Consider the following 19,138-nt stretch of genomic DNA (forward strand, 5'->3'; position numbering starts at 1 on the left):
GCAAAAACAAGGCTTTACTATGATGTACCAAGGCAGTTGTCATTGCGGTGCTGTGGCTTATCAGGTGGAGGCTGATATCAGCTCTGCTTTAAGTTGTAACTGTTCAATCTGTAGCAGAAAAGGCTATTTGCTGAACTTTGTACCTGGTAGCAATCTGACGATGCTAAACACTGAGCAGCCATTAACCAGCTACACTTTTAATACTCATAAAATAAAACATCAGTTTTGCCCTGTGTGGTTGTTCACCTTTTGGCTTAGGTGTGGATCCAGAAGGCAATGAAGTCGCAGCTATAAATGTACGCTGTTTACAGGATATTGATCTGGATGCGTTAGAGATCCATCAATACGACGGTAAGCAAAGCCAGTAGGGGCGCGGGTTTATCCCCGCCCGTCCAACATCCAATTCGGAACCTATAGGGTTTTACCCCTGCCCCTTTTGTGTTCAAATCACTGCTTTTTAACAAACTCAGACTTTAGCTTCATAGCGCCAAAACCATCAATTTTACAGTCGATATCGTGATCGCCTTCCACTAACCTTATACCTTTGACTTTAGTACCAATTTTGACCACCAAAGAGGAGCCTTTAACTTTTAAGTCTTTGATCACGGTGACAGTGTCACCATCCTGCAATAGATTGCCAGCTGAATCACGGATGATTTTTTCGCCCTCAACTGCATCAGCAGCGGCAGTTGTCGACCATTCATGGCCACATTCAGGGCAAATAAACAGACTATTGTCTTCATAGGTATAAGCAGAATTGCATTGTGGGCAGGCAGGGAATTGGCTCATGACGGGTCCTGATTTAATTCGGTACAGCTTTAAAAGGGCGCGTAGTGTAGCCGAAAGGCCCTATTTTTTACAGGGTTTTACAGCAATAAGTCCGCTTCGATAGGGCGCCACAGAGCGCAGCTTTGTTGCAGCGACTGAGCTGTTAGCCCGGGCACACTGTACACCACTGTATCAACCCCATGTTGTTTGTACACTGCCTGCAACAGCAAATCAAAATCGCCATCACCGGATAACAAGACGACAGTGTCAACTTCGGCCGCTAAGGTTAAAACATCAATGGTAATACCAACATCCCAGTCGCCTTTGGCAGAGCCGTCGGCACGCTGGATAAAAGGCTTGAGTTTTACTTCAAAACCGATATGACGCAAAGCGTCCTGAAATTTAATTTGCTGATCGTCTTTTTTATCAATGGCATAGGCATAGGCGTAGCTGATGTCACCTCTAAGCTGTAATTGCTGCCAAAACTTACGGTAGTTAAAAGAGCGGCCGTAAGCCTGCTTGGTGGTGTAGTAGATGTTTTGTACATCGACAAAAACGGCGATTTTAGTCATAAAAAAACAGAACCCAAAACAAGATTAGCCCGACTATAGCATGGCATCTGCTTGAAACCCTGAAAGAAAATCAGCCAGCAACGCTTTGTGTCTGTTAAAATGCTGGCAACTTGACTGGAGCGCTTTGCGAATTTTTATGAATAACAACGATGTTTTACGCCGTTTACGTTACGCCTTTGATTTTGGCGATCAACAAATGATGAATTTATTTGGCCATGCTGGCTTAACAGTGAGCCGGGCTCAAGTCAGTGACTGGCTGAAAAAAGATGAAGATGAAGCCTTTCAGCCTTGTGATGATGTGACTTTAGCCAACTTTTTAAATGGCTTGATCATCGAAAAACGCGGTCGTAAAGATGGCGAACAACCCGTGCCTGAAAGCCGTTTAAACAACAATATTATTTTCCGTAAGTTAAAAATTGCGTTGGATTTAAAAGACGACGACATAGTACAAATGATGACGGATATTGGTTTTCGTGTCAGTAAGCCTGAATTAAGTGCGTTTTTCCGCCGCGCAGATCATCATCATTTTCGTCAGTGTCAGGATCAAATTCTGCGTAACTTTATAAAAGCTGTGCAGATCAAATACCGCGAAAGCTCGGAAGACTAAAGGCGAGAGTTCACAGGGCCGAACGCATGGAAGCGCAGCTGCAATTTTTTAAAGTATTTACTGACAACCCAACTAAGGGTAACCCGGCGGCTTGCGCTTTATTAAGCCATTGGCCTGATCTTGATGTGTTACAGGCTATTGCGTCTGAAGCCGAACAGGTGGTCACAGCTTTTATAGTGCCTGTTGCTGATGCCCTTTATCAATACCAGATCCGCTGGTTTTCCTGTTCGCAGGAAATCAACTTATGTGGCCATGGCACTTTGGCTGCGGCTGCATTGGTGCGTCAGCTTCAAGGTGAGGGCTGTTATCAGTTTTTAAGCCAGCATGGCGATTTAGAAGTAACAGCCAGTTTTTCTGCTTTGCAGATGGTTTTACCACAGTGGCTGCCGTGCCCTGAAACACAAACTGAATTACCCCCGGCTTTACTGGCTTGTCAGAGCATCGATTATTTTCAGACCCGCGATTTAGTACTGGTGCTTGCCGACGAGCAGGCAGTACAGCAATTTCAACCCGATTTCACTTTGATACAACAATTAGAACAACATGCATTGATTGTTAGCGCCTTTAGCCCACCAGATACCTATGTATTACGTTATTTTGCCCCTGGCATTGGTATCAACGAAGATATAGCCACAGGTTCGGCTCAATGTTCACTGGCTCCTTACTGGTTTAAAAAAACCGGTCGTACTGAGTTTAAAGTGCGGCAACTTTCGCTGATTGATGCCTGTTTTTCGGTCGCCATCAACACTCAACAGCTGCATTTAAAGGCTCAGGCTGTGAATTTACCGCATCTGACCCGGCTTATTGCAACAATTGCTTAACAGCTAAAACAAAATCCAGTAGGCTGATACTCTGTATAGTCTCTAGCGGGTAGTGGTGTATGTCAGCGTCCTCTGCAACAGTTCAGCCTTCATTGCAAAAAGCTCATGGTCAGTGTTTATGTGGCAAAGTGAAAATTCAGGCAGGCGCAGTGGTAGTGCAGGCCGGAGTTTGTCATTGCCAGTATTGCCAGAAGTGGGGCGGCGGGCCGCTATTTACGCTTGATGCTGGCACAGAGGTCAAACTGGATGGAGCTTGTTTTGTCTCCACTTTTAATTCTTCTGACTGGGCAGAGCGCGGCTTTTGCAACAACTGTGGCACGCATTTGTTTTACCGGCTGAAACAAAATGGTCAGTATTTCATTCCTGTGGGTTTATTGGACCCGTTGACTAATCTGGTGCTCGATCATCAGATTTTCATAGAGCAAAAACCAGACTGGTACTGTTTTGCTAACCAAACCAAAGAACTGACCGGCGCTGAAGTTTTCGCGGCATTTAGCACAACTTAAGGCTTTGGAGTAAATAAGGCTTCTTGCTTCAATGCTATTTTTATACTGGTTAAGTCCTTGTTTATAGTTAGGTCCTATAATGATGGTTGCCAGAGGGTATCTATCTAAGGGGGCATAACCTTTCTTATGCAGGACAGTATTTAGGCTACGGGAGTGAGCGTGAAAAAACTACAGAAAGTATCAAGACTAACGGCTTTTGTACTGATAAGTGCAGTCAGTGCCGGGGTTTCTGCTCAGGACGTTAAAAATTGTCGTGAAACCACGAATAAAGATCTACGTCTGGCCTGTTATGACCGTATTTTTGGCACCAGCAGCGCCGAAATTGTCGAAACTTCAGCCGCAACGAACTCAGCAGAAGCAGATGTAGAAGTAAAACAAGATGTGAAAGCTCAGGCAGCAGAAGTCAGTGCAGTTCAAATTCCAATTGCCACAGTGATGCAAAAATACTGGGAACTGACGCCTGAAGAAAAACGTGATCGTTTTGTGTTTCGCACTTACCAGCCTAACTTCTTTTTACCTGCTCATATCACGTCCAATATTAACAAAGCGCCACAAAGCCCAACCCGGGGGCAAGCCGATGCCAACGAAAACTACAAACAAATGGAGAGTAAAATCCAGGTATCATTACGTGCCAAGCTGATGACAGAGCTGCTGTTGCCTGGTGCTGACTTGTGGTTTGCCTTTAGCCAGAGGTCGATGTGGCAATTGTGGAATGATCAGGATTCTGCACCTTTTCGTAACACCGACTATCAGCCTGAGCTGATGTATATAGTGCCTGTGGCCGATGCGTGGGGCGACTTGCCGGGTGATTGGCAAATACGCATGTTGCAATTTGGTATAGCTCACCAGTCGAATGGGCAAGCGAAGCCTTTATCGCGCAGCTGGAATAAAATTTATGCCGGTTTTGCTGTGGATAAGGGCGAGTTTGGTCTGAACTGGCGATACAACCAGCGTATTTCTGAAAGCGGTGAAGAAGACGATAACCCGGATTTAATTGACTATATTGGTAGTCATGAAATAAGCGCCAGTTGGTTGCCAGGCCATGCAACGGCCCAGTTGGTCTGGCGCAATGATTTTTCTCACTTAAGCCGTGGTTCCTGGCAGTTGGATCTAACCTATCCGGTCGATAGCAGTAAGCTGGACGGCTTACGCTGGCATTTACAGGTGTTTTCCGGCTACGGCGAAACTTTGTTGGATTACAACTTTCGCCAAAATAGTATGGGTGTCGGAGTGATGCTGTTTAATTTCTGACAAGTTGCAAGTTAAAAAGCAACAAGCCCGAACTAACGGGCTTGTTGCAGAAATTCAGGGGCTTTACGGGCTTGCAGTTTTTGTTCAAGAAAGCTAGCAGTGCTTATCATTTTTTGTTCTGACCAAGGTAGCCCGATCAGGCTCAGGCCAAGAGGTAAATCTGCAGCAAAACCGCCCGGCAAACTGAGGTTTGGATAACCTGCTACTGCAGCTGCTGTGGAGGTACCAAAGCTGAAACTATCCCCTTTTACATGATCGATAGGCCAGGATGGCCCATAGCTGGGGATTAAAATCAGGTCAGCCTTTGCTTGTTTTAAATACAGGTCTAACTGTTGCTCAGCCAAAACTCTGCTGTTCTTCAACGCCTTCTGGTAGTTTAGGTGTTCTTTGGTGAGATCCAGAGTCGCAGCTTGTTGCAGATAATCCTGGCCATAAAAGGCCAAGGCGGCTTTCCCGTTAGCATGGTTAAAGTCGACCAGCTTTTGTACAGTATTCACTTGTTCCGGAGCTTGATAATCTGTCAACCAGCGGGCCAAATCTCTGCCAAACTCATAGACCAGTACCTGAAGTTCATCCTGATATAATTCAGCGGGTAATTGCCAACTTTGAACTGTCTGAACTTGTACACCTGCGACTAACAAGGCCGCCTCCGCTTTATCCAGCATCAATTTTACAGCTGGGTAGTCTTTGTCAAAAGCTCTCACTAGTACTACTTTTTTTGGTAGCCAGGCACTGGCTTGCAGCGGGCCGGTTTTTTGTTGGGCTTCTGACGTTTGCAGTACTTCAAGTAAAGCAGCCGCATCGGCTACTGTTCTGGCCATAGGGCCTGCGATGTCCTGTGAATCCGCGATAGGGATAATACCAGCTCCGGCCACTGACCCGCGGGTTGGTTTAATTCCGACTACTGCATTCATAGATGCGGGGCAGACTATGGACCCGTCAGTTTCAGTGCCTACAGCTAACAAGGTTAAATCAGCTGCTACCGCAACGCCTGAACCAGAACTGGAACCACAGGGGCTGTGAGTTAGTAAATAGGGGTTTTTGGTTTGCCCGCCAAGAGCAGACCAGCCACTGGCAGAGCCTTCGCCACGAAAATTAGCCCACTCAGATAAATTAGCTTTTGCCAGTATCACAGCACCAGCAGAGCGCAATTGAGTAACCAAGGCCGCATCTCTGGTTGTTGTAAAGTCTTTTAAAGCCAGAGCTCCTGCTGTGGTCGGCAGTTTATCAGCAGTAGCTATGTTGGCTTTTAACACCACTGGCATGCCATGCAATGCTGATCGAATTTTGCCAGCTTTACGCTCTTCATCCAGCACAGCTGCTTGCTGCAGTGCATCAGGATTAATATCTACTATGGCATTGAGCTGCGGACCTGCATCGTCCACTCTGGCTATTTGTGTTAAATAATACTGGGTTAATTCAACAGAACTGAGTTTCTGTTGCTGCATTAGTATGCCAGCTTGCTCTACAGTAATATGCTGCAGTGGCTCTGCGGCTTGACTAAAAGAACAACAAAGCAAGAGACTGAACAAAGATAAGCGCATCGCTTTTCCTACAGATGATTATTTTATCAACTAACCATCAGTTAAAGGTGGGGTAGTTGCAATAGATCTGAGTTAAAACAACAAATTAGCGGGTCTGAATTTAGAGGGGAAGCTTTGGAATAGGGGGCCCGTTCTATGCCGGACTGGGCTTTTGCCCATGACAAGGGCGCTATTCTGCCTGTGTATTTGATCGTATGCAGAATAACACCGCCTCTTTCAGGGAAGCGGTGATTATATTAACGCTTGACCGTCAGTTCGTTATGTATAGTTTTCACGCCGGTAACAGCTTCAGCAAGCAACAGGGCCTGATTAATTTGGCTTTGATTATCTACCTCACCTGTCAAACGAAGGTCCCCTTTGGTGGATACTGCAGTAATATCAAAGTGTTTTAACTCATTGTCCGCTAATAGTGCCGTTGTTACATCTTGGTTGATATTGATATCTGAAATAGTCAGAGGCTCTGCACTGTCTGTTTCTGGCATTAAAGCAGCCTGATCGTCGGCTGTTTTAACAGCACCAGGGTAGGTTGGTGTGGATTTATCGCAAGCCGTCAGCGTTACTGATGAAAGCAGTAAGACAGACAAGGTAAAACCAGTAGATAATTTCATAATAAAGTCTCCGTTGGGTGATGCGTGGGGGCTGGGTTACCTAAGATAGTGGCTTTGCTTGAGCTTGCTGTCTGTGCGTTAACGTACTTCGGCTTGCTCTATGCAGAAATACTTGCGCCTGTTCTGTTAACTGAGGTAAAACGACGATAGTAGCTTAAAAGCCTAACAAAGCAGGTGATCGTGACATCAGAACAACAAAAGGCCCTAACAAAACAGTTGATTGCTCTGGAATTACAACTGCATCAACCGGAAACAAGGCGAAGTCAAACCCGGTTAAATCTGTTGCTGGCCAATGGTTTTGAAGAAATCGCAGCCTCTGGGGTGCGTTTTGACAAAGCTCATGTATTGCAGCGACTACCAGAAGAGCAAGCACCTTCGGTGGAAGCTTTTGATTTTGAAGTCAGGCTGTTATCTGCCGATTTAGCTCAGGTATTGTACAAAGCCAAATTACGTAAAGCAGGAGAGATGCAAAGCAAATTGTCGTTACGCAGCTCTTTATGGCAACTCAATAGCCTTGGCTGGCAAATGGTATTTCATCAGGGTACAACAGTGCTACCCGCGAGTGGGCCTGTTTAATGTCCGGTTATCGGATCCGAACTTTGCATTCAGATGATGTCGAAGCAGTGCTTCAGTTTGAGTTAGCCCACAAAAGCTTTTTTGAACAAAGTATTGAAGCAAGACCGGATGATTTTTATCAGCCCGCAGCAGTCCAGCAGCATATAGCGGAGTTTTTGCTGCTAAAACAGCAGACGTTGGCCTGGCCCACACTGATTTTTAATACAGACAATGAGCTGATTGGCAGAGCTAACATCAAAGACATAGATCCGGTGACAAGATCGGCTTATGTCGGCTATCGCATTGCTGAACACTGGTCAGGTCAAGGTGTTGCCAGCTTTGCTCTGTGTCAATTAATACAGCATGCAAAGCAAATGGGATTAATGGTTTTATTTGCCTGCGTATCGACAGAAAATCTGGCGTCAGAGCGGGTGCTGATAAAGGCCGGTTTTCAAAAAATGGAAACCATACCGCAAGTGGCCATAGTGCAAGGCAGAACTGTTGCGGGTTATTTGATGTGGCGGAAATTATAAGCTGTTAATAATCATTTAAATTCTTCTTGACCTCAAGTTAGCTTGAGCTTTTACAGTGGCGGCTGATTTTAAATCTGTGCGCTATGCACTGTAAAAGGAGGCTTTGTTCATGAGTTCTGTTGTATCCCGTTGGTATGATCCCTGGTTAACCGCTTTAGCCCCGCTGATTTGGGGTAGTACCTACTTAGTCACCACAGAGTTTTTGCCTCCTGATGTCCCCTTATTGTCTGCCGCTTTACGTAGCTTGCCGGTAGGGCTCTTGATGTTGTTATGGTTACGGCAGCTACCGCAGTCTGGCTGGTGGGGCAAAATTCTGCTGTTAGGTTGTTTAAATATTGGTGTATTTCAGGCTCTGCTTTTTGTCGCTGCTTATCGTTTACCTGGTGGTGTTGCTGCGACAGTTGGCGCTATTCAGCCTTTAGTTGTGGTTTTTTTAAGTTGGGCTGTACTGGATGGCCGCACATCGTGGCTAAGCTGGATTGCTGCGTTGTTGGGTTTATTGGGTGTGGCTCTGCTGGTGTTAGGGCCTGCAGCTCAGTTGGATGGCCTAGGTGTACTAGCAGCTGCAGCTGGTGCTTTGGCAATGGCCTGTGGCACTTTACTAACAAAAAAATGGCAGCCTCCGGTCAGTGCTATGGTACTCACCAGTTGGCAGCTTAGTGTTGGCGGCTTGTTTTTGTTGCCGCTTGCTTTAAGTGTCGAAACCCTGCCGCAAAGCCTTAACCTGACTCATATTCTGGGTTATCTCTGGCTTGGTCTGATAGGTACTGGCCTGACTTATATTTTCTGGCTGCGAGGCGTAATGCGGATGTCAGCCAGTGCGGTCACAGGTTTTAGTTTACTCAGCCCTTTAAGTGCAACTGTGCTTGGTATTGTGGTGTTGGATCAGCATCTGACGCTGCTGCAAAGTCTGGGCATGCTGTTGGTCTTGACCGGTGTCTGGCTTGGTCAGCATAAAATGGCAGCTCCAGTGGTGCCAGTGAAAGCGGAGGCAAGCCAATGAAGATAGCTATTGTTTATCATTCGGTCACTGGTACCACAGCACAGTTGGCTGAAGCTGTGGCCGCAGGTTGTCGTTCAGTCGCAGCTGCAGAGCCTCAATTACTTCGCATTGAAGGGGCGGATATACAGCAAGGGCGATACAAGAATTCAGTAATGCTTGAAGTCATTGATCAGGCTGAGGCCGTCATTTTTGGTTCTCCCACTTTTATGGGCTCTGTATCGGCGCAGTTCAAAGCTTTTGCTGATGCCACAGCTGGCGATTATTGGGTTGAGCAGCGTTGGGCGGACAAAGTCGTAGCTGGTTTTACTGTGGGCACTGGCTACTGTGGCGATACCTTACATTGCCTGCATTATTTGCAAATTCTGGCGGCCCAGCACGGCATGTTGTGGACAGGACTGGATTTAGCAGGTGCTGGTGATGCAAAGGCGCCAAACCGGCTTGGTGCTCAGGCGGGTTTGATTGTCAGAGCAGTGGATGGCGCAATAGCAGCGCCAGATTTGGAAACTGCTTTTTATCTGGGCCAAAGGGTGGCTCGTATTGTCAGTCGATTAAAACCAGCTGACATAACACAGTATTGATGAGGCAACTTTGAGTTTCCAAAGCAGCACTGGTGTTTTACTGCGCTTTTGGCCATTATCTGAGTTTTATCACAAGGTAAAGCTCAGATGACAAACAGCAAAAAACAGATCACACCAGAGCAACTGATACAGCAGCAACTGGACGCTTATAACAGCAAAGATACCTCAGCCTGGCTGGCTTGTTATCATCCTGATGCAGTACAGCTGGATTTTCACGGCCTAGTGTTGGCGCGCGGTCACGGTGAAATGCAGCAGCGGATCAGCCAGCGTTTTGCTGAAGCTGATTTGCATGCGCAGCTACTAAACCGGATAGTGATGGGGGAGTGGGTGATTGACCACGAACTTATTCAGCGTAATTTCCCAGAAGGCCGGGGTCAGATTGAACTCTTATGCAGTTATCAGGTGAAACAGGGTCTTATCGTCAAGGCCCTGTTTCAGTTCGGAGAAAAAGTGCTGTTGTAAGTCCTTTATTCAGTACCTACTTATCAGTTGGATTTACTAGCATCAGGCACCAGCTTATAAATATCGCCTTTGGGCAAGCCAGCTTTGACATAAAAAAGCTGTTGGTTTTCAATAGCGTAATGATGGACAAAACGTTCGGGCGTCTCGAGCAGCAGGCTGTTTTCCTTGCTCTGTAGCTGGTACTGTCGTATGCCCTGATCCGGCTGATAATAATAAATCTGCCCTTCGGATAAGCTCCAGTTGAGCCAGTTGATTTTGTTAAAATCAGCGATCAGTAACTGCTCTTCTGCGGTGGTTAAATCCAGCTGAAATAAGCCGTCCTGATGAAATTTGCTGAAATACAGCTGTCCCTGCAGCAGATAACCGCTGTAACCACCCTGAGTTGTCAGTTGAGTGGTGGCTGCGGTGCTTAAATCCAGTTGCCATAGTTGCCAGTCGCCACTTTGTTGACTGCTGTAAATAATGCCTGAACCATCCGCTATCCAGTTAGCCACTTCCACCTGATGTTCAGGCGCGACCAGCACCCGCTGCTGGCCTGAAGCCACAATAAGTTGCCATAAGGCGCCGTCTTTGCTGAAGATTAACGATTCGCCATCCGGGGACCACTGCAGACGCACAAAAGCAGGGACGCCAGGCAAATCCGCCAACAGGTATTCGTTTTGGCCAGCAGGCTGCAACCAGATCTGATCTTTGCCATGGCGCTGGCTTAAAAAGGCTAAGTCGCCTTTGTGGTTCACCCTCGGCATGCGGTCAATTTTACTGCTGCCTATACGGATCCTTGCTTTATTGTTGCTCAAATCCTGCTGCCAGATATCGGCGTTCAGCTCATAATCAGCGTAATAGATCTGTTGATTGGAAACCGCAAGCGACTGCACAGTACGGCCTGTATAAAATAAAAACTCCAGCTGGTCTGTGTCGAAACTGTATTGCAGCAATTCAGCGCCTTTGCTTAGTAACAACTGATTGCCTAACCAGTCTATCTGCGTGGCTTTAAGCGGCAGAATTTTTTGCTGTAACACCACAAAACTGCTGCTGTCGAGAATCAGCAGCAAAGTCTGCTGATTTTCCATATAACGTAAAACTGCCAGCTTTTTGCCATCATCGGACTCAGCAAAAGTCAACTCTCCGGTAGGGCTTTCTGAACTGAGCGGATTGGTGATCTGCTGTTTAGCTGTGGTATCCAAACGGTAACGGCTCAAAGCATAAGGTTGGGTTTTGTCGGCTCTGTCGCGCAGATAAAAACCTTTACTGTCGTTTTGCCAACTAAGCTTTACAGCTGCATCTGTAGTGCACTGGGCTACTGTTTTTTTCTGCTCAGGCTTGTCGAGTAAAAACCACTCGACAACACAGCTTTGCTGGTTTTGTTTTACCCATAAAATTTGCAAAGCATCTGGGCTTAATGCTGCGGTGCTGATGTCATTTTCCTCTGACAACAGCTGGAGTTGGTCTTTACCCTGTTGTAACAGCAGCTGTTTTTTTTCTGCCTGTGAAGAGAAATACAACAGTACAGCGCCATCAGCGCTGAGGCTGAGATCATACTCAACACCCTGAGCATGGCTGACGGGTACTGGGGCTGTCATATAAGGCGTAGTTAGTTGTTCTGGCGCAGGAGCTAACGTAATAAAAAACCACCAGACAAAAAATAGCAAAGGGGATGTCCAAAGTAAGGCTAATCCCAATTTGGTTTTAAAGCCGGAGCTTTTCACTGCAACAACTGCAGGTGTTGCAGTTTGAGTTATGAGGGCAGGCTCTGTAACTGATTCGACCTTTTGCTGTTGTAGTGATTCGACAGTCAGAGGCTGACAAAGCCGATAGCCAACCTTAGGCAGAGTTTCAATGTAAGTTGTTGCAGAGTCCAGCTGAGCAAAAGCCTTGCGTAATAACGACACCGACTTATTAATGGCGCTTTCGCTGACCACGCGACCTGCCCACAGCTGTTCAATCATTTGATCTCGGCTCAGTTGGCCTTGCTCTGCTGCAATAAAAAGCGACAACAGCTGATAGGCTTGAGGTTCCAGATACAAGCTTTCTGTTGACGAGCTTAGCTCACGGCTGTTGGGATCAAAGGTCAGTTGACCAATCAATAATCGCTGATGAGTGTGGTGTGCAGGCATAGATCAAAAAGTCCGGAAAGATGCTTTGGCTAAGGGTAAGCTTTTTATCATAAAAATGTCCTTAACACTTGTGTTATTGCCGTCTTTTTCTGATGCAACATCAGAGTTTTATTGATGGAGAACCCTAATGACCCTGTTGAAGTCGCTGTTGTTTTACGCTGTGATTGGCTGGATAAGTACGGCAGAAGTCAAAGCTGCAGAAGCCTTACCTGAAGGCGTGAGGATCATTAAAGCTGGCGGCGCCGGGTTTCAGCTGCGCTCTGCAGGGCTGGAACACAAAGGGCCTGCCGTCGTATTGCTGTCTGGCCCCAATGAGCACTGGCATAGTGACAGTGGTTGGTTTGCTCTACTGCAACCGGTACTGGCCGAAAAGTACCGAACTTATGCCATAGACAGATTGGGGCAGGGCCTGAGTTCAGAGGTAAATAATCCATCCTACAGGCGTTTTGCAGAGGATTTAGCCTTAGTTTTGGCAGAGTTAGATGAACCGGAAATCTTGCTGCTTAGTTTTGCCAGCAGTTCTGTGGCCGGTTTGTTATTTGCTCATCAGAATTCCACACTAAAGATCCTTGGGCTGCTGCTGATTGACCCTGATATTCCTCTGCCTGGCTCCATTGCTTTGTACAAAGGTTATCCGGCCTATTGGTATAAGGCGAATCTGGCACAACTTTTACCTGCATTAAAAACCGGGGTCTGGACAGAGCGTACTGCGAAAAAGCTGCAGCAGGAACGGCTACTGGTGCAAAAGTTAGTGCCGGCAGACTATGCCAGCTACATGGACTGGACTTATTTTGACTTTATGGCACAGCAGCGACTACGAATTGAACGTCAACAAAACAGGGCGAAAGAAATTGCTGCCTACGCTGACGATTTGGATGCCTATCAGGCTCTGCCTTTTTACACTAAGCGGCCAGTGTCTGTGATTAATTCAGACTTTGAGCAACAACAAATCAACCAAAACCCAGAACAAAAATCACAGTTTCTACTCTGGCAGCAGGAAGGGGATGTTTGGAGCAAACAACAGGCAGAGCGCTCTGGTGGTCAGTATATAGAACTTCAACATTCTGACCATCTGGTGCTTTTTCAGCAGCCTGCAGTGATCACAGAGGCTGTGGATTGGTTAATGGCGTTCCCTGTAAAATAAATACTCACTGACTCTGGTTACAGCGGTGAAGGCTCAAGGTAGACTTGGCTTTTGTTTTATGATCAGTTGTGAGTTCAATAGCTTATGTTCAAGATGTTCGTTATCCCTTTTTTATTTTTCTCTGGTTATATAGTGGGTGCAGATGCGCCACTTTCTGCCTCTAATGCAGAATTTTTATCTAAACAGATACAAGAAAAAATGGAAGGTCGCCCCGAGTTTCAGGGCTCAGCCCTGCTCATGCAATGGACAGAAGTTTTATGGCACTATCAGCAAGGCAGCACTTCACAGGGTAAGCCTTTTGATCAACATAGCGCATTTTTTGTTGGCTCCATCAGTAAAACTCTGGCTGCTGTGTTAGTGATGCAGCAGGTGCAGAATGGTACTCTGGATTTACAGGCACCGGTCAAACACTATTTACCTGAACTTAAACAGCCTTGGACTGCGTCAGTACGAGTTGCTGATTTGCTGAGCCATAGTTCTGGTCTGGTGGATATCAGTACCCAGCAGAGCTATGGTCAGTTTCGTTATAACAATTTAAATTTCCAGTTGTTGGGGCAAATTCTGACTGCTGTCACAAAGCGCCCATATGCTGAGTTGGCTGAGCAATTGTTGCAGCAATGCCAGATGCACAGCTCTGGTTTTGCCAACAAGGCTGACGTGGTAAATCAGGGCTGGCATGAAGAGCAAGGCCGGCTAAAAACCATCACAGGTTTTATGCCAGTTGAAGCAGAGCCCAGTGGTGGTTTAGTTTCATCCGCTGCTGATATTGCATTGTTACCTTTGTGCATGAGACAGCAGCTAACAAAAACGAGTCTGCAACAAATGACAACACCACAGCTGTTACGTCCGCACCGATGGGGTGAAGTCTATTACAGTTATGGGCTGCAAATTTCGCACACTGCAGCAGGAGTTGAATGGAGTCATAGCGGTTATATTCCTGGTTATGTCTCAGTTTTTAATCATTTCCCTCAGCATCAACTGACCTTAGTCGTGCTGGAGAATCAATCGTTGGACCCGGCCAATCTCGCCAGAGCCGCTTATTATCATGACAAATTAAGGCGCTCAGTCATTCAGATGCTGAGTCAAATGAATAAGGACAAGGGATGAAGTTTCACTACACATTAATAGCCGCTGCGTTGTTATCTGGTTTTATTATCAAAGACGTCAAGGCTGCGGATAATTATACGGCCGCATATCAACAGCAGATTCAACCCTTCTGGCAAACTGTGACACCACAGCAACTGAAGTTGTCAGATGGCAACATCTTACATTATGTAGTCATCACACCCACTGTGGTAACAGCCACAATAGTGGTGGTTAATGGCCGCACTGAATCTTATCTGAAGTATCAGGAACTGGCTTATCAACTGACCCAGCAGGGGTATCAGGTGTTGATGTTTGATCACAGAGGACAGGGCCTGTCGAGTCGTTTAACCGATAATCCACACAAAGGTCATGTAGACGATTTTCAGCATTATATTGATGATATGCATCAACTGGTCAGTCGGGTTGTGCTGGCAGATAAAGAGCAAGTGGATAAAAAACTACCTTTGTATCTGCTAGGCCATTCTATGGGGGGCGCTATCAGTACCTTGTATTTACAGCAGCACCCCGACGTATTTCAAAAAGCGGCTTTGTCCGCTCCTATGCATGGCATTAATGGCAAGCTGGCATATGACGAATGGGACGCCTGTCGTCTGGCATCAACAGTGACATTGTTTTCCACAGAAGGTTATGCCGGTTTTGCTGACAAGCCTTATGTGGCCGGTTCTTTTGATGGCAATGAGCTGACTGGCTCAAAACAGCGTTATCAGTGGATGCAAACTTTGTATCAGGATAATCCACAGCTGCAATTAGGCGGTGCTACCTGGGGCTGGCTGGATCAGGCTTGCGCCGTATTACCTCAAATGCGGCAGCAAGCCAAGACCATAAAAATTCCAGTGCTGGTGATGCAGGCAGAGCTGGACACTATAGTGTCAGCACATGCACAACAAGAGTTTTGCACCCTGTTGGCGGAAAACTCAAATTCAGGCTGTGTCGGTGGTTTGCAGGTGATTAAAGGCGCTAAACACGAACTCTTGTTCGAGCAGGATGAAATTCGTCAGCAGGTGCTGGACAAGGTGCTGGCGCATTTTGCATCAGAGTAAAAATACTAAGCGGCAGAGATAGCGTCAGTATATAGCAAACAAAAAGGCCACCTTGCGGTGGCCTCACTTTTGGTTTTAAGCCAGCTTATTCAACTGAACCAGGTTTAGTCATAGGAGCAACACTCATCTGACGGGCAGAGGCAGAGCCTCCTGGACGTTCGGAGCTGATGACCAGAGGTCGTTCGCTATTATCCATGCCAGTGGTTTGAGCTGTAGTCTGAACTGTAGCCGGAGCTTCAGCCTCTACCACAGGTTTAGTCATATCCGCTGTGACCATTTTCGCGTATCTGTTACCAGAAATAACAGGGGCCTTTACTTCAGCTACTGCTTTTTTCACAGGCGCTTTGCGTGTTTTTGCTTTTGGCGCTTCTTCTGCCACAGCTTCAGCAACAGGCGCAGTTTCAGCAGCTACAGGTGTAGTTTCAACGACCTTAGCTGGTTCAACAGCCTCTGGCGCAGCTGCTACCGCTGGAGCTGGTGCAACAGCCTCTGGCGCAGCTGCTACCGCTGGAGCTGGTTCAACAGCCACTGGCGCAGTTTCTACCGCTGGAGCTGGTTCAACAGCCACTGGCGCAGTTTCTACCGCTGGAGCTGGTTCAACAGCCACTGGCGCAGTTTCTACCGCTGGAGCTGGTTCAACAGCCACTGGCGCAGTTTCTACCGCTGGAGCTGGTTCAACAGCCACTGGCGCAGTTTCTACCGCTGGAGCTGGTTCAACAGCCACTGGCGCAGTTTCTACCGCTGGAGCTGGTTCAACAGCCACTGGCGCAGTTTCTACCGCTGGAGCTGGTTCAACAGCCACTGGCGCAGTTTCTACCGCTGGAGCTGGTTCAACAGCCACTGGCGCAGTTTCTACCGCTGGAGCTGGTTCAACAGCCACTGGCGCAGTTTCTACCGCTGGAGCTGGTTCAACAGCCACTGGCGCAGTTTCTACCGCTGGAGCTGGTTCAACAGCCACTGGCGCAGCTTCTACCGCTGGAGCTGGTTCAACAGCCACTGGCGCAGCTTCTACCGCTGGAGCTGGTTCAACAGCCACTGGCGCAGCTTCTAACGCTGGAGCTGGTTCAACAGCCACTGGCGCAGCTTCTACCGCTGGAGCTGGTGCAGCAGCCACTGGCGCAGCTTCAACTACAACTACAGTTTCTTCTGCTGCAGTTGTGATTGGCAGATCCAATTGTTGTTCAGTGCTTACTGCAGCGTCCTGATCTTCTGGGTAACGGGCAGCTAAAGCTTCTTCAGCTTCCTGGTCCTGTTGCTCTTTTTTACGTTTCTGACCAGCAGCGCGTAAATGACGAGGAGAACGACGGCTGCGGCTGCGGCCTTCAGCTGCTTCTTTCTCAGCATCATTGCTTTCTGCATCTGCAGTATCCACAGTTACAGTTTCAGTTGATCCTGTTTCAATAACATCGGCTGGAACATTTGCCTGAACCGCAGCTTCAGTTTTTGCAACAACTTGTTGTACTGGTGCTGCTACTGCAATTTCAGCTACAGCTGTGTCGGTGGCGACTGGCGCAACTACAGAAGTGTCAATCACAGGAGAGGCGACTACTGAGGCTTCAACAGCTGTTGTTACTGCAACTGCGGCAACGCCTTCTTTTTCATGACGCACAGACTTTCGCATCTGACGACGTTGACGGCGCTCAACAATCTTAGTGCTATGTTCTTCGTCGTTTTCTACAGCTTTAACAGGAGCTTGACGTTCTGCCACAGGTTTTTTCTGTTCCGGACGCTCAGTACGCTCTGGTCGTTCAGCACGTTCTGCGCGCTCTCCACGTTCCTGGCGTTCACCACGTTCCTGACGAGGTTTATCCTGTCTTGGCGCTCGTTGTTCCTGGCTGCGTTCTGAAGTGCGCTCTGCTTTCGCTGGAGTAGCGTTGTCGTCTTTTGCAACTTTTTCATCCCCTTCCTGACGGCGGCGATTCTTGTTGTTACGACGTCTGTTGTTATCACGATTATTCGTGCGGCGTGGTGCTTCTTCCACTTTTACTTCAGGAGCAGGTGCTGCAGCGAACAACGATTTGAACCAGCCCACCACAGAATCGACCAAGCCAGGGCCTGTATCTTTTACTTCGGCCACTTCTACTTTACGGGCAGCAGGGGCGGGTGCTGCTGCAGCTGAGGCTTCAGCCATATTAATAGCCGACACTGCTGGTTTTTCTTTGACGTTTTCGCCAATTGGGTGATACACAGCACTGCCGACAGCAGGAGCTTTCACCATGTTGTAGCTGGATTCTTCAATCTCTTCGTCGATACGGATGCGCGTCACTTCATAGTTTGGCGTTTCCATGTGTTCGTTAGGAATGATGTAAATCCGGATACCATGACGGCTTTCAATGCGACGCACTGAATCACGTTTTTCATTCATCAGGTAAGTGGCCACAGAAACCGGCACCTGAGCATGAATTTGACTGGTGTTGTCTTTGATCGCTTCTTCTTCGATTAAACGTAAAATCGACAGAGCGGAAGACTCAGTGCTGCGGATAGTGCCGCGGCCATGACAACGTGGACAAACGTGAGTGGCAGATTCACCCAACGAAGGACGTAAACGCTGACGTGACATTTCCAGTAAACCAAAACGTGAAATGCGGCCGATTTGTACACGGGCACGGTCTTGTTTTACGGCGTCTTTTAAGCGGTTTTCTACTTCACGTTGATGGCGCACTGGCGTCATATCGATGAAGTCGATCACAATCAAACCACCTAAGTCACGTAAACGTAACTGACGGGCAATTTCATCGGCTGCTTCTAAGTTGGTATTAAAAGCGGTTTCTTCGATATCACCACCTTTAGTTGCTTTTGACGAGTTGATGTCAATAGCCGTTAAAGCTTCAGTGCTGTCGATGACAATAGAGCCACCAGAAGGTAAACGCACTTCACGGCGGAAAGCGGATTCAATCTGAGTTTCAATCTGGAAGTGCATAAACAGTGGCACTTCGCCCTGATACATTTTGACACGGTGGGCAAAATCAGGACGGAACTGCTGAATATAAACTTTGGCTTCTTCGAAAATACGTGGGTTGTCGATCAGTATTTCACCGACATCACGGCGCAGGTAATCACGAATAGCACGGAAAACCACGTTGCTTTCCTGATGGATCAGAAATGGTGCAGGGCGGTTTTGCGCTTCGTGTGTAATAGCAGACCAGTGCTTTAATAAGGCTTTTAAGTCGTAATCCAGCTCTTCGTGAGACTTACCCACACCAGCGGTACGAACTATTAAACCCATGCCGTCTGGCAGTTGTAATTGATCCAGCGAGTCTTTTAAATCCTGACGCTCGTCACCTTCAATACGACGGGAAATACCACCGGCGCGAGGATTGTTTGGCATCAGCACTAAATAAGAACCAGCTAAAGAGATGAATGTGGTTAAGGCTGCGCCTTTTTGGCCACGTTCTTCTTTATCGATCTGGATTATGACTTCCTGACCTTCTTTGACCACTTCTTTAATGTTAGGACGACCGTCAAAGGTATAACCGGCAGGGAAATATTCGCGGGAGATTTCTTTCAGAGGTAAAAAGCCATGGCGTTCAGCACCATAATCGACAAAAGCAGCTTCCAGACTGGGCTCAACCCGGGTGATTTTTCCTTTGTAGATATTGGCTTTTTTCTGTTCGTGCCCCGGGCTTTCGATATCCAGGTCGTATAATTTTTGTCCATCGACAAGTGCTACGCGGATTTCTTCTTCCTGCGTGGCGTTAATTAACATTCTTTTCATTGTTTTGTGACTCTATTGCATAGGCCACAACGCAACGACATCCTGCGTCCGCGTTTCAGATGATCAAACATATCAATGCTGCAGTCTCTCGACTGGGAATGCTTGAGCTAACTCATTTTATACTTTTGCCGGGCTATTGTTATCTAGAGTTGACTGCTTTTGCTCTGCCTGTTTTATGGGTTCTGATCCCAACCTGGTTTGCGTGCTTGT

At 47.3% G+C, this 19,138-nt stretch carries 19 protein-coding genes; 13 read left to right on the forward strand and 6 right to left on the reverse strand.

Annotated elements, in window-relative coordinates:
- Positions 1–22: 22 nt before the first annotated feature.
- On the forward strand, positions 23–280 hold the full coding sequence (locus EMM73_RS20605) for a GFA family protein (protein ID WP_458351831.1): 258 nt from the start codon (positions 23–25) through the stop codon (positions 278–280).
- Positions 281–447: 167 nt separating this feature from the next.
- Here the strand turns inward: EMM73_RS20605 and EMM73_RS14365 are convergent, their stop codons facing one another.
- A complete protein-coding gene (locus tag EMM73_RS14365; RefSeq protein ID WP_127687436.1) occupies positions 448–789 on the reverse strand; it encodes a zinc ribbon domain-containing protein YjdM in 342 nt (113 codons plus the stop codon).
- Positions 790–866: 77 nt separating this feature from the next.
- Positions 867–1,340: a LabA-like NYN domain-containing protein gene (locus EMM73_RS14370; RefSeq protein ID WP_127687438.1), complete on the reverse strand. Its 474-nt coding sequence runs from the start codon at positions 1,338–1,340 to the stop codon at positions 867–869.
- Between the two features lie 136 nt (positions 1,341–1,476).
- Here EMM73_RS14370 and EMM73_RS14375 point away from each other — a divergent pair, with 136 nt between their 5' ends.
- The 4 genes from EMM73_RS14375 (at position 1,477) to EMM73_RS14390 (ending at position 4,525) form a co-directional block, all read left to right on the forward strand.
- Positions 1,477–1,947, forward strand: coding sequence for a YehS family protein (locus EMM73_RS14375; RefSeq protein WP_127687440.1), 471 nt, complete (start codon positions 1,477–1,479; stop codon positions 1,945–1,947).
- Between the two features lie 26 nt (positions 1,948–1,973).
- A complete protein-coding gene (locus EMM73_RS14380; RefSeq protein ID WP_127687442.1) occupies positions 1,974–2,768 on the forward strand; it encodes a PhzF family phenazine biosynthesis protein in 795 nt (264 codons plus the stop codon).
- A gap of 59 nt (positions 2,769–2,827) precedes the next feature.
- Entirely contained in the window at positions 2,828–3,274 is a 447-nt protein-coding gene (locus EMM73_RS14385; protein WP_127687444.1) for a GFA family protein, read from the forward strand.
- A gap of 159 nt (positions 3,275–3,433) precedes the next feature.
- Positions 3,434–4,525, forward strand: coding sequence for a phospholipase A (locus EMM73_RS14390; RefSeq protein WP_127687446.1), 1,092 nt, complete (start codon positions 3,434–3,436; stop codon positions 4,523–4,525).
- A 32-nt stretch (positions 4,526–4,557) separates the two neighbouring features.
- On the opposite strand, the gene EMM73_RS14395 is transcribed toward EMM73_RS14390, so the two are convergent.
- Both EMM73_RS14395 and EMM73_RS20210 read right to left on the reverse strand, forming a co-directional pair.
- Entirely contained in the window at positions 4,558–6,069 is a 1,512-nt protein-coding gene (locus EMM73_RS14395; RefSeq protein ID WP_127687448.1) for an amidase, read from the reverse strand.
- A 236-nt stretch (positions 6,070–6,305) separates the two neighbouring features.
- On the reverse strand, positions 6,306–6,677 hold the full coding sequence (locus EMM73_RS20210) for a BON domain-containing protein (RefSeq protein ID WP_222422672.1): 372 nt from the start codon (positions 6,675–6,677) through the stop codon (positions 6,306–6,308).
- A gap of 180 nt (positions 6,678–6,857) precedes the next feature.
- On the opposite strand from EMM73_RS20210, the gene EMM73_RS14405 reads away from it, so the two are divergent.
- The 5 genes from EMM73_RS14405 (at position 6,858) to EMM73_RS14425 (ending at position 9,808) form a co-directional block, all read left to right on the forward strand.
- Complete coding sequence (locus EMM73_RS14405) at positions 6,858–7,253, forward strand: nuclear transport factor 2 family protein (RefSeq protein ID WP_127687450.1); 396 nt, start codon at positions 6,858–6,860, stop codon at positions 7,251–7,253.
- Positions 7,253–7,765 (forward strand): GNAT family N-acetyltransferase, encoded by a 513-nt coding sequence (locus EMM73_RS14410; RefSeq protein ID WP_127687452.1) that lies wholly within the window; start codon positions 7,253–7,255, stop codon positions 7,763–7,765. Before EMM73_RS14405 ends, EMM73_RS14410 begins: the two co-directional genes overlap by 1 nt.
- Before the next feature lie 109 nt (positions 7,766–7,874).
- A complete protein-coding gene (locus EMM73_RS14415) occupies positions 7,875–8,768 on the forward strand; it encodes an EamA family transporter (protein WP_127687454.1) in 894 nt (297 codons plus the stop codon).
- Positions 8,765–9,346 (forward strand): flavodoxin family protein, encoded by a 582-nt coding sequence (locus EMM73_RS14420; RefSeq protein WP_127687456.1) that lies wholly within the window; start codon positions 8,765–8,767, stop codon positions 9,344–9,346. The genes EMM73_RS14415 and EMM73_RS14420 overlap by 4 nt, the downstream gene beginning before the upstream one ends.
- 87 nt (positions 9,347–9,433) lie before the next feature.
- A complete protein-coding gene (locus EMM73_RS14425) occupies positions 9,434–9,808 on the forward strand; it encodes a nuclear transport factor 2 family protein (protein ID WP_127687458.1) in 375 nt (124 codons plus the stop codon).
- A gap of 23 nt (positions 9,809–9,831) precedes the next feature.
- Here the strand turns inward: EMM73_RS14425 and EMM73_RS14430 are convergent, their stop codons facing one another.
- Positions 9,832–11,922, reverse strand: a complete 2,091-nt coding sequence (locus tag EMM73_RS14430; RefSeq protein WP_127687460.1) for a winged helix-turn-helix domain-containing protein — start codon at positions 11,920–11,922, stop codon at positions 9,832–9,834.
- 127 nt (positions 11,923–12,049) lie between these two features.
- Between EMM73_RS14430 and EMM73_RS14435 the strand changes: the two genes are divergently transcribed.
- The 3 genes from EMM73_RS14435 to EMM73_RS14445 all read left to right on the forward strand — a co-directional run bounded on the left by EMM73_RS14435 (position 12,050) and on the right by EMM73_RS14445 (position 15,213).
- The gene (locus EMM73_RS14435) at positions 12,050–13,066 is read left to right on the forward strand and encodes an alpha/beta fold hydrolase (RefSeq protein ID WP_127687462.1); all 1,017 of its coding nucleotides are present in this window, start codon (positions 12,050–12,052) and stop codon (positions 13,064–13,066) included.
- Positions 13,067–13,150: 84 nt separating this feature from the next.
- Positions 13,151–14,173: a serine hydrolase domain-containing protein gene (locus EMM73_RS14440; RefSeq protein WP_127687464.1), complete on the forward strand. Its 1,023-nt coding sequence runs from the start codon at positions 13,151–13,153 to the stop codon at positions 14,171–14,173.
- Positions 14,170–15,213 (forward strand): alpha/beta fold hydrolase, encoded by a 1,044-nt coding sequence (locus tag EMM73_RS14445; RefSeq protein WP_127687466.1) that lies wholly within the window; start codon positions 14,170–14,172, stop codon positions 15,211–15,213. Before EMM73_RS14440 ends, EMM73_RS14445 begins: the two co-directional genes overlap by 4 nt.
- Positions 15,214–15,298: 85 nt before the next feature.
- On the opposite strand, the gene rne is transcribed toward EMM73_RS14445, so the two are convergent.
- Positions 15,299–18,928 (reverse strand): ribonuclease E, encoded by a 3,630-nt coding sequence (rne, locus tag EMM73_RS14450; RefSeq protein WP_127687468.1) that lies wholly within the window; start codon positions 18,926–18,928, stop codon positions 15,299–15,301.
- Positions 18,929–19,138 lie beyond the last annotated feature (210 nt).

The organism is Rheinheimera sediminis, assembly GCF_004005375.1.
In the GTDB taxonomy this organism is placed as follows: domain Bacteria; phylum Pseudomonadota; class Gammaproteobacteria; order Enterobacterales; family Alteromonadaceae; genus Pararheinheimera.

Excerpts from the sequence above, each read along its gene's own strand:
- EMM73_RS20605 (WP_458351831.1), top strand. The coding sequence starts at position 23 with ATGTACCAAGGCAGTTGTCATTGCGGTGCTGTGGCTTATCAGGTGGAG.
- EMM73_RS14365 (WP_127687436.1), bottom strand. The coding sequence starts at position 789 with ATGAGCCAATTCCCTGCCTGCCCACAATGCAATTCTGCTTATACCTAT.
- EMM73_RS14370 (WP_127687438.1), bottom strand. The coding sequence starts at position 1,340 with ATGACTAAAATCGCCGTTTTTGTCGATGTACAAAACATCTACTACACC.
- EMM73_RS14375 (WP_127687440.1), top strand. The coding sequence starts at position 1,477 with ATGAATAACAACGATGTTTTACGCCGTTTACGTTACGCCTTTGATTTT.
- EMM73_RS14380 (WP_127687442.1), top strand. The coding sequence starts at position 1,974 with ATGGAAGCGCAGCTGCAATTTTTTAAAGTATTTACTGACAACCCAACT.
- EMM73_RS14385 (WP_127687444.1), top strand. The coding sequence starts at position 2,828 with ATGTCAGCGTCCTCTGCAACAGTTCAGCCTTCATTGCAAAAAGCTCAT.
- EMM73_RS14395 (WP_127687448.1), bottom strand. The coding sequence starts at position 6,069 with ATGCGCTTATCTTTGTTCAGTCTCTTGCTTTGTTGTTCTTTTAGTCAA.
- EMM73_RS20210 (WP_222422672.1), bottom strand. The coding sequence starts at position 6,677 with ATGAAATTATCTACTGGTTTTACCTTGTCTGTCTTACTGCTTTCATCA.
- EMM73_RS14410 (WP_127687452.1), top strand. The coding sequence starts at position 7,253 with ATGTCCGGTTATCGGATCCGAACTTTGCATTCAGATGATGTCGAAGCA.
- EMM73_RS14415 (WP_127687454.1), top strand. The coding sequence starts at position 7,875 with ATGAGTTCTGTTGTATCCCGTTGGTATGATCCCTGGTTAACCGCTTTA.
- EMM73_RS14420 (WP_127687456.1), top strand. The coding sequence starts at position 8,765 with ATGAAGATAGCTATTGTTTATCATTCGGTCACTGGTACCACAGCACAG.
- EMM73_RS14425 (WP_127687458.1), top strand. The coding sequence starts at position 9,434 with ATGACAAACAGCAAAAAACAGATCACACCAGAGCAACTGATACAGCAG.
- EMM73_RS14430 (WP_127687460.1), bottom strand. The coding sequence starts at position 11,922 with ATGCCTGCACACCACACTCATCAGCGATTATTGATTGGTCAACTGACC.
- EMM73_RS14435 (WP_127687462.1), top strand. The coding sequence starts at position 12,050 with ATGACCCTGTTGAAGTCGCTGTTGTTTTACGCTGTGATTGGCTGGATA.
- EMM73_RS14440 (WP_127687464.1), top strand. The coding sequence starts at position 13,151 with ATGTTCAAGATGTTCGTTATCCCTTTTTTATTTTTCTCTGGTTATATA.
- EMM73_RS14445 (WP_127687466.1), top strand. The coding sequence starts at position 14,170 with ATGAAGTTTCACTACACATTAATAGCCGCTGCGTTGTTATCTGGTTTT.
- rne (WP_127687468.1), bottom strand. The coding sequence starts at position 18,928 with ATGAAAAGAATGTTAATTAACGCCACGCAGGAAGAAGAAATCCGCGTA.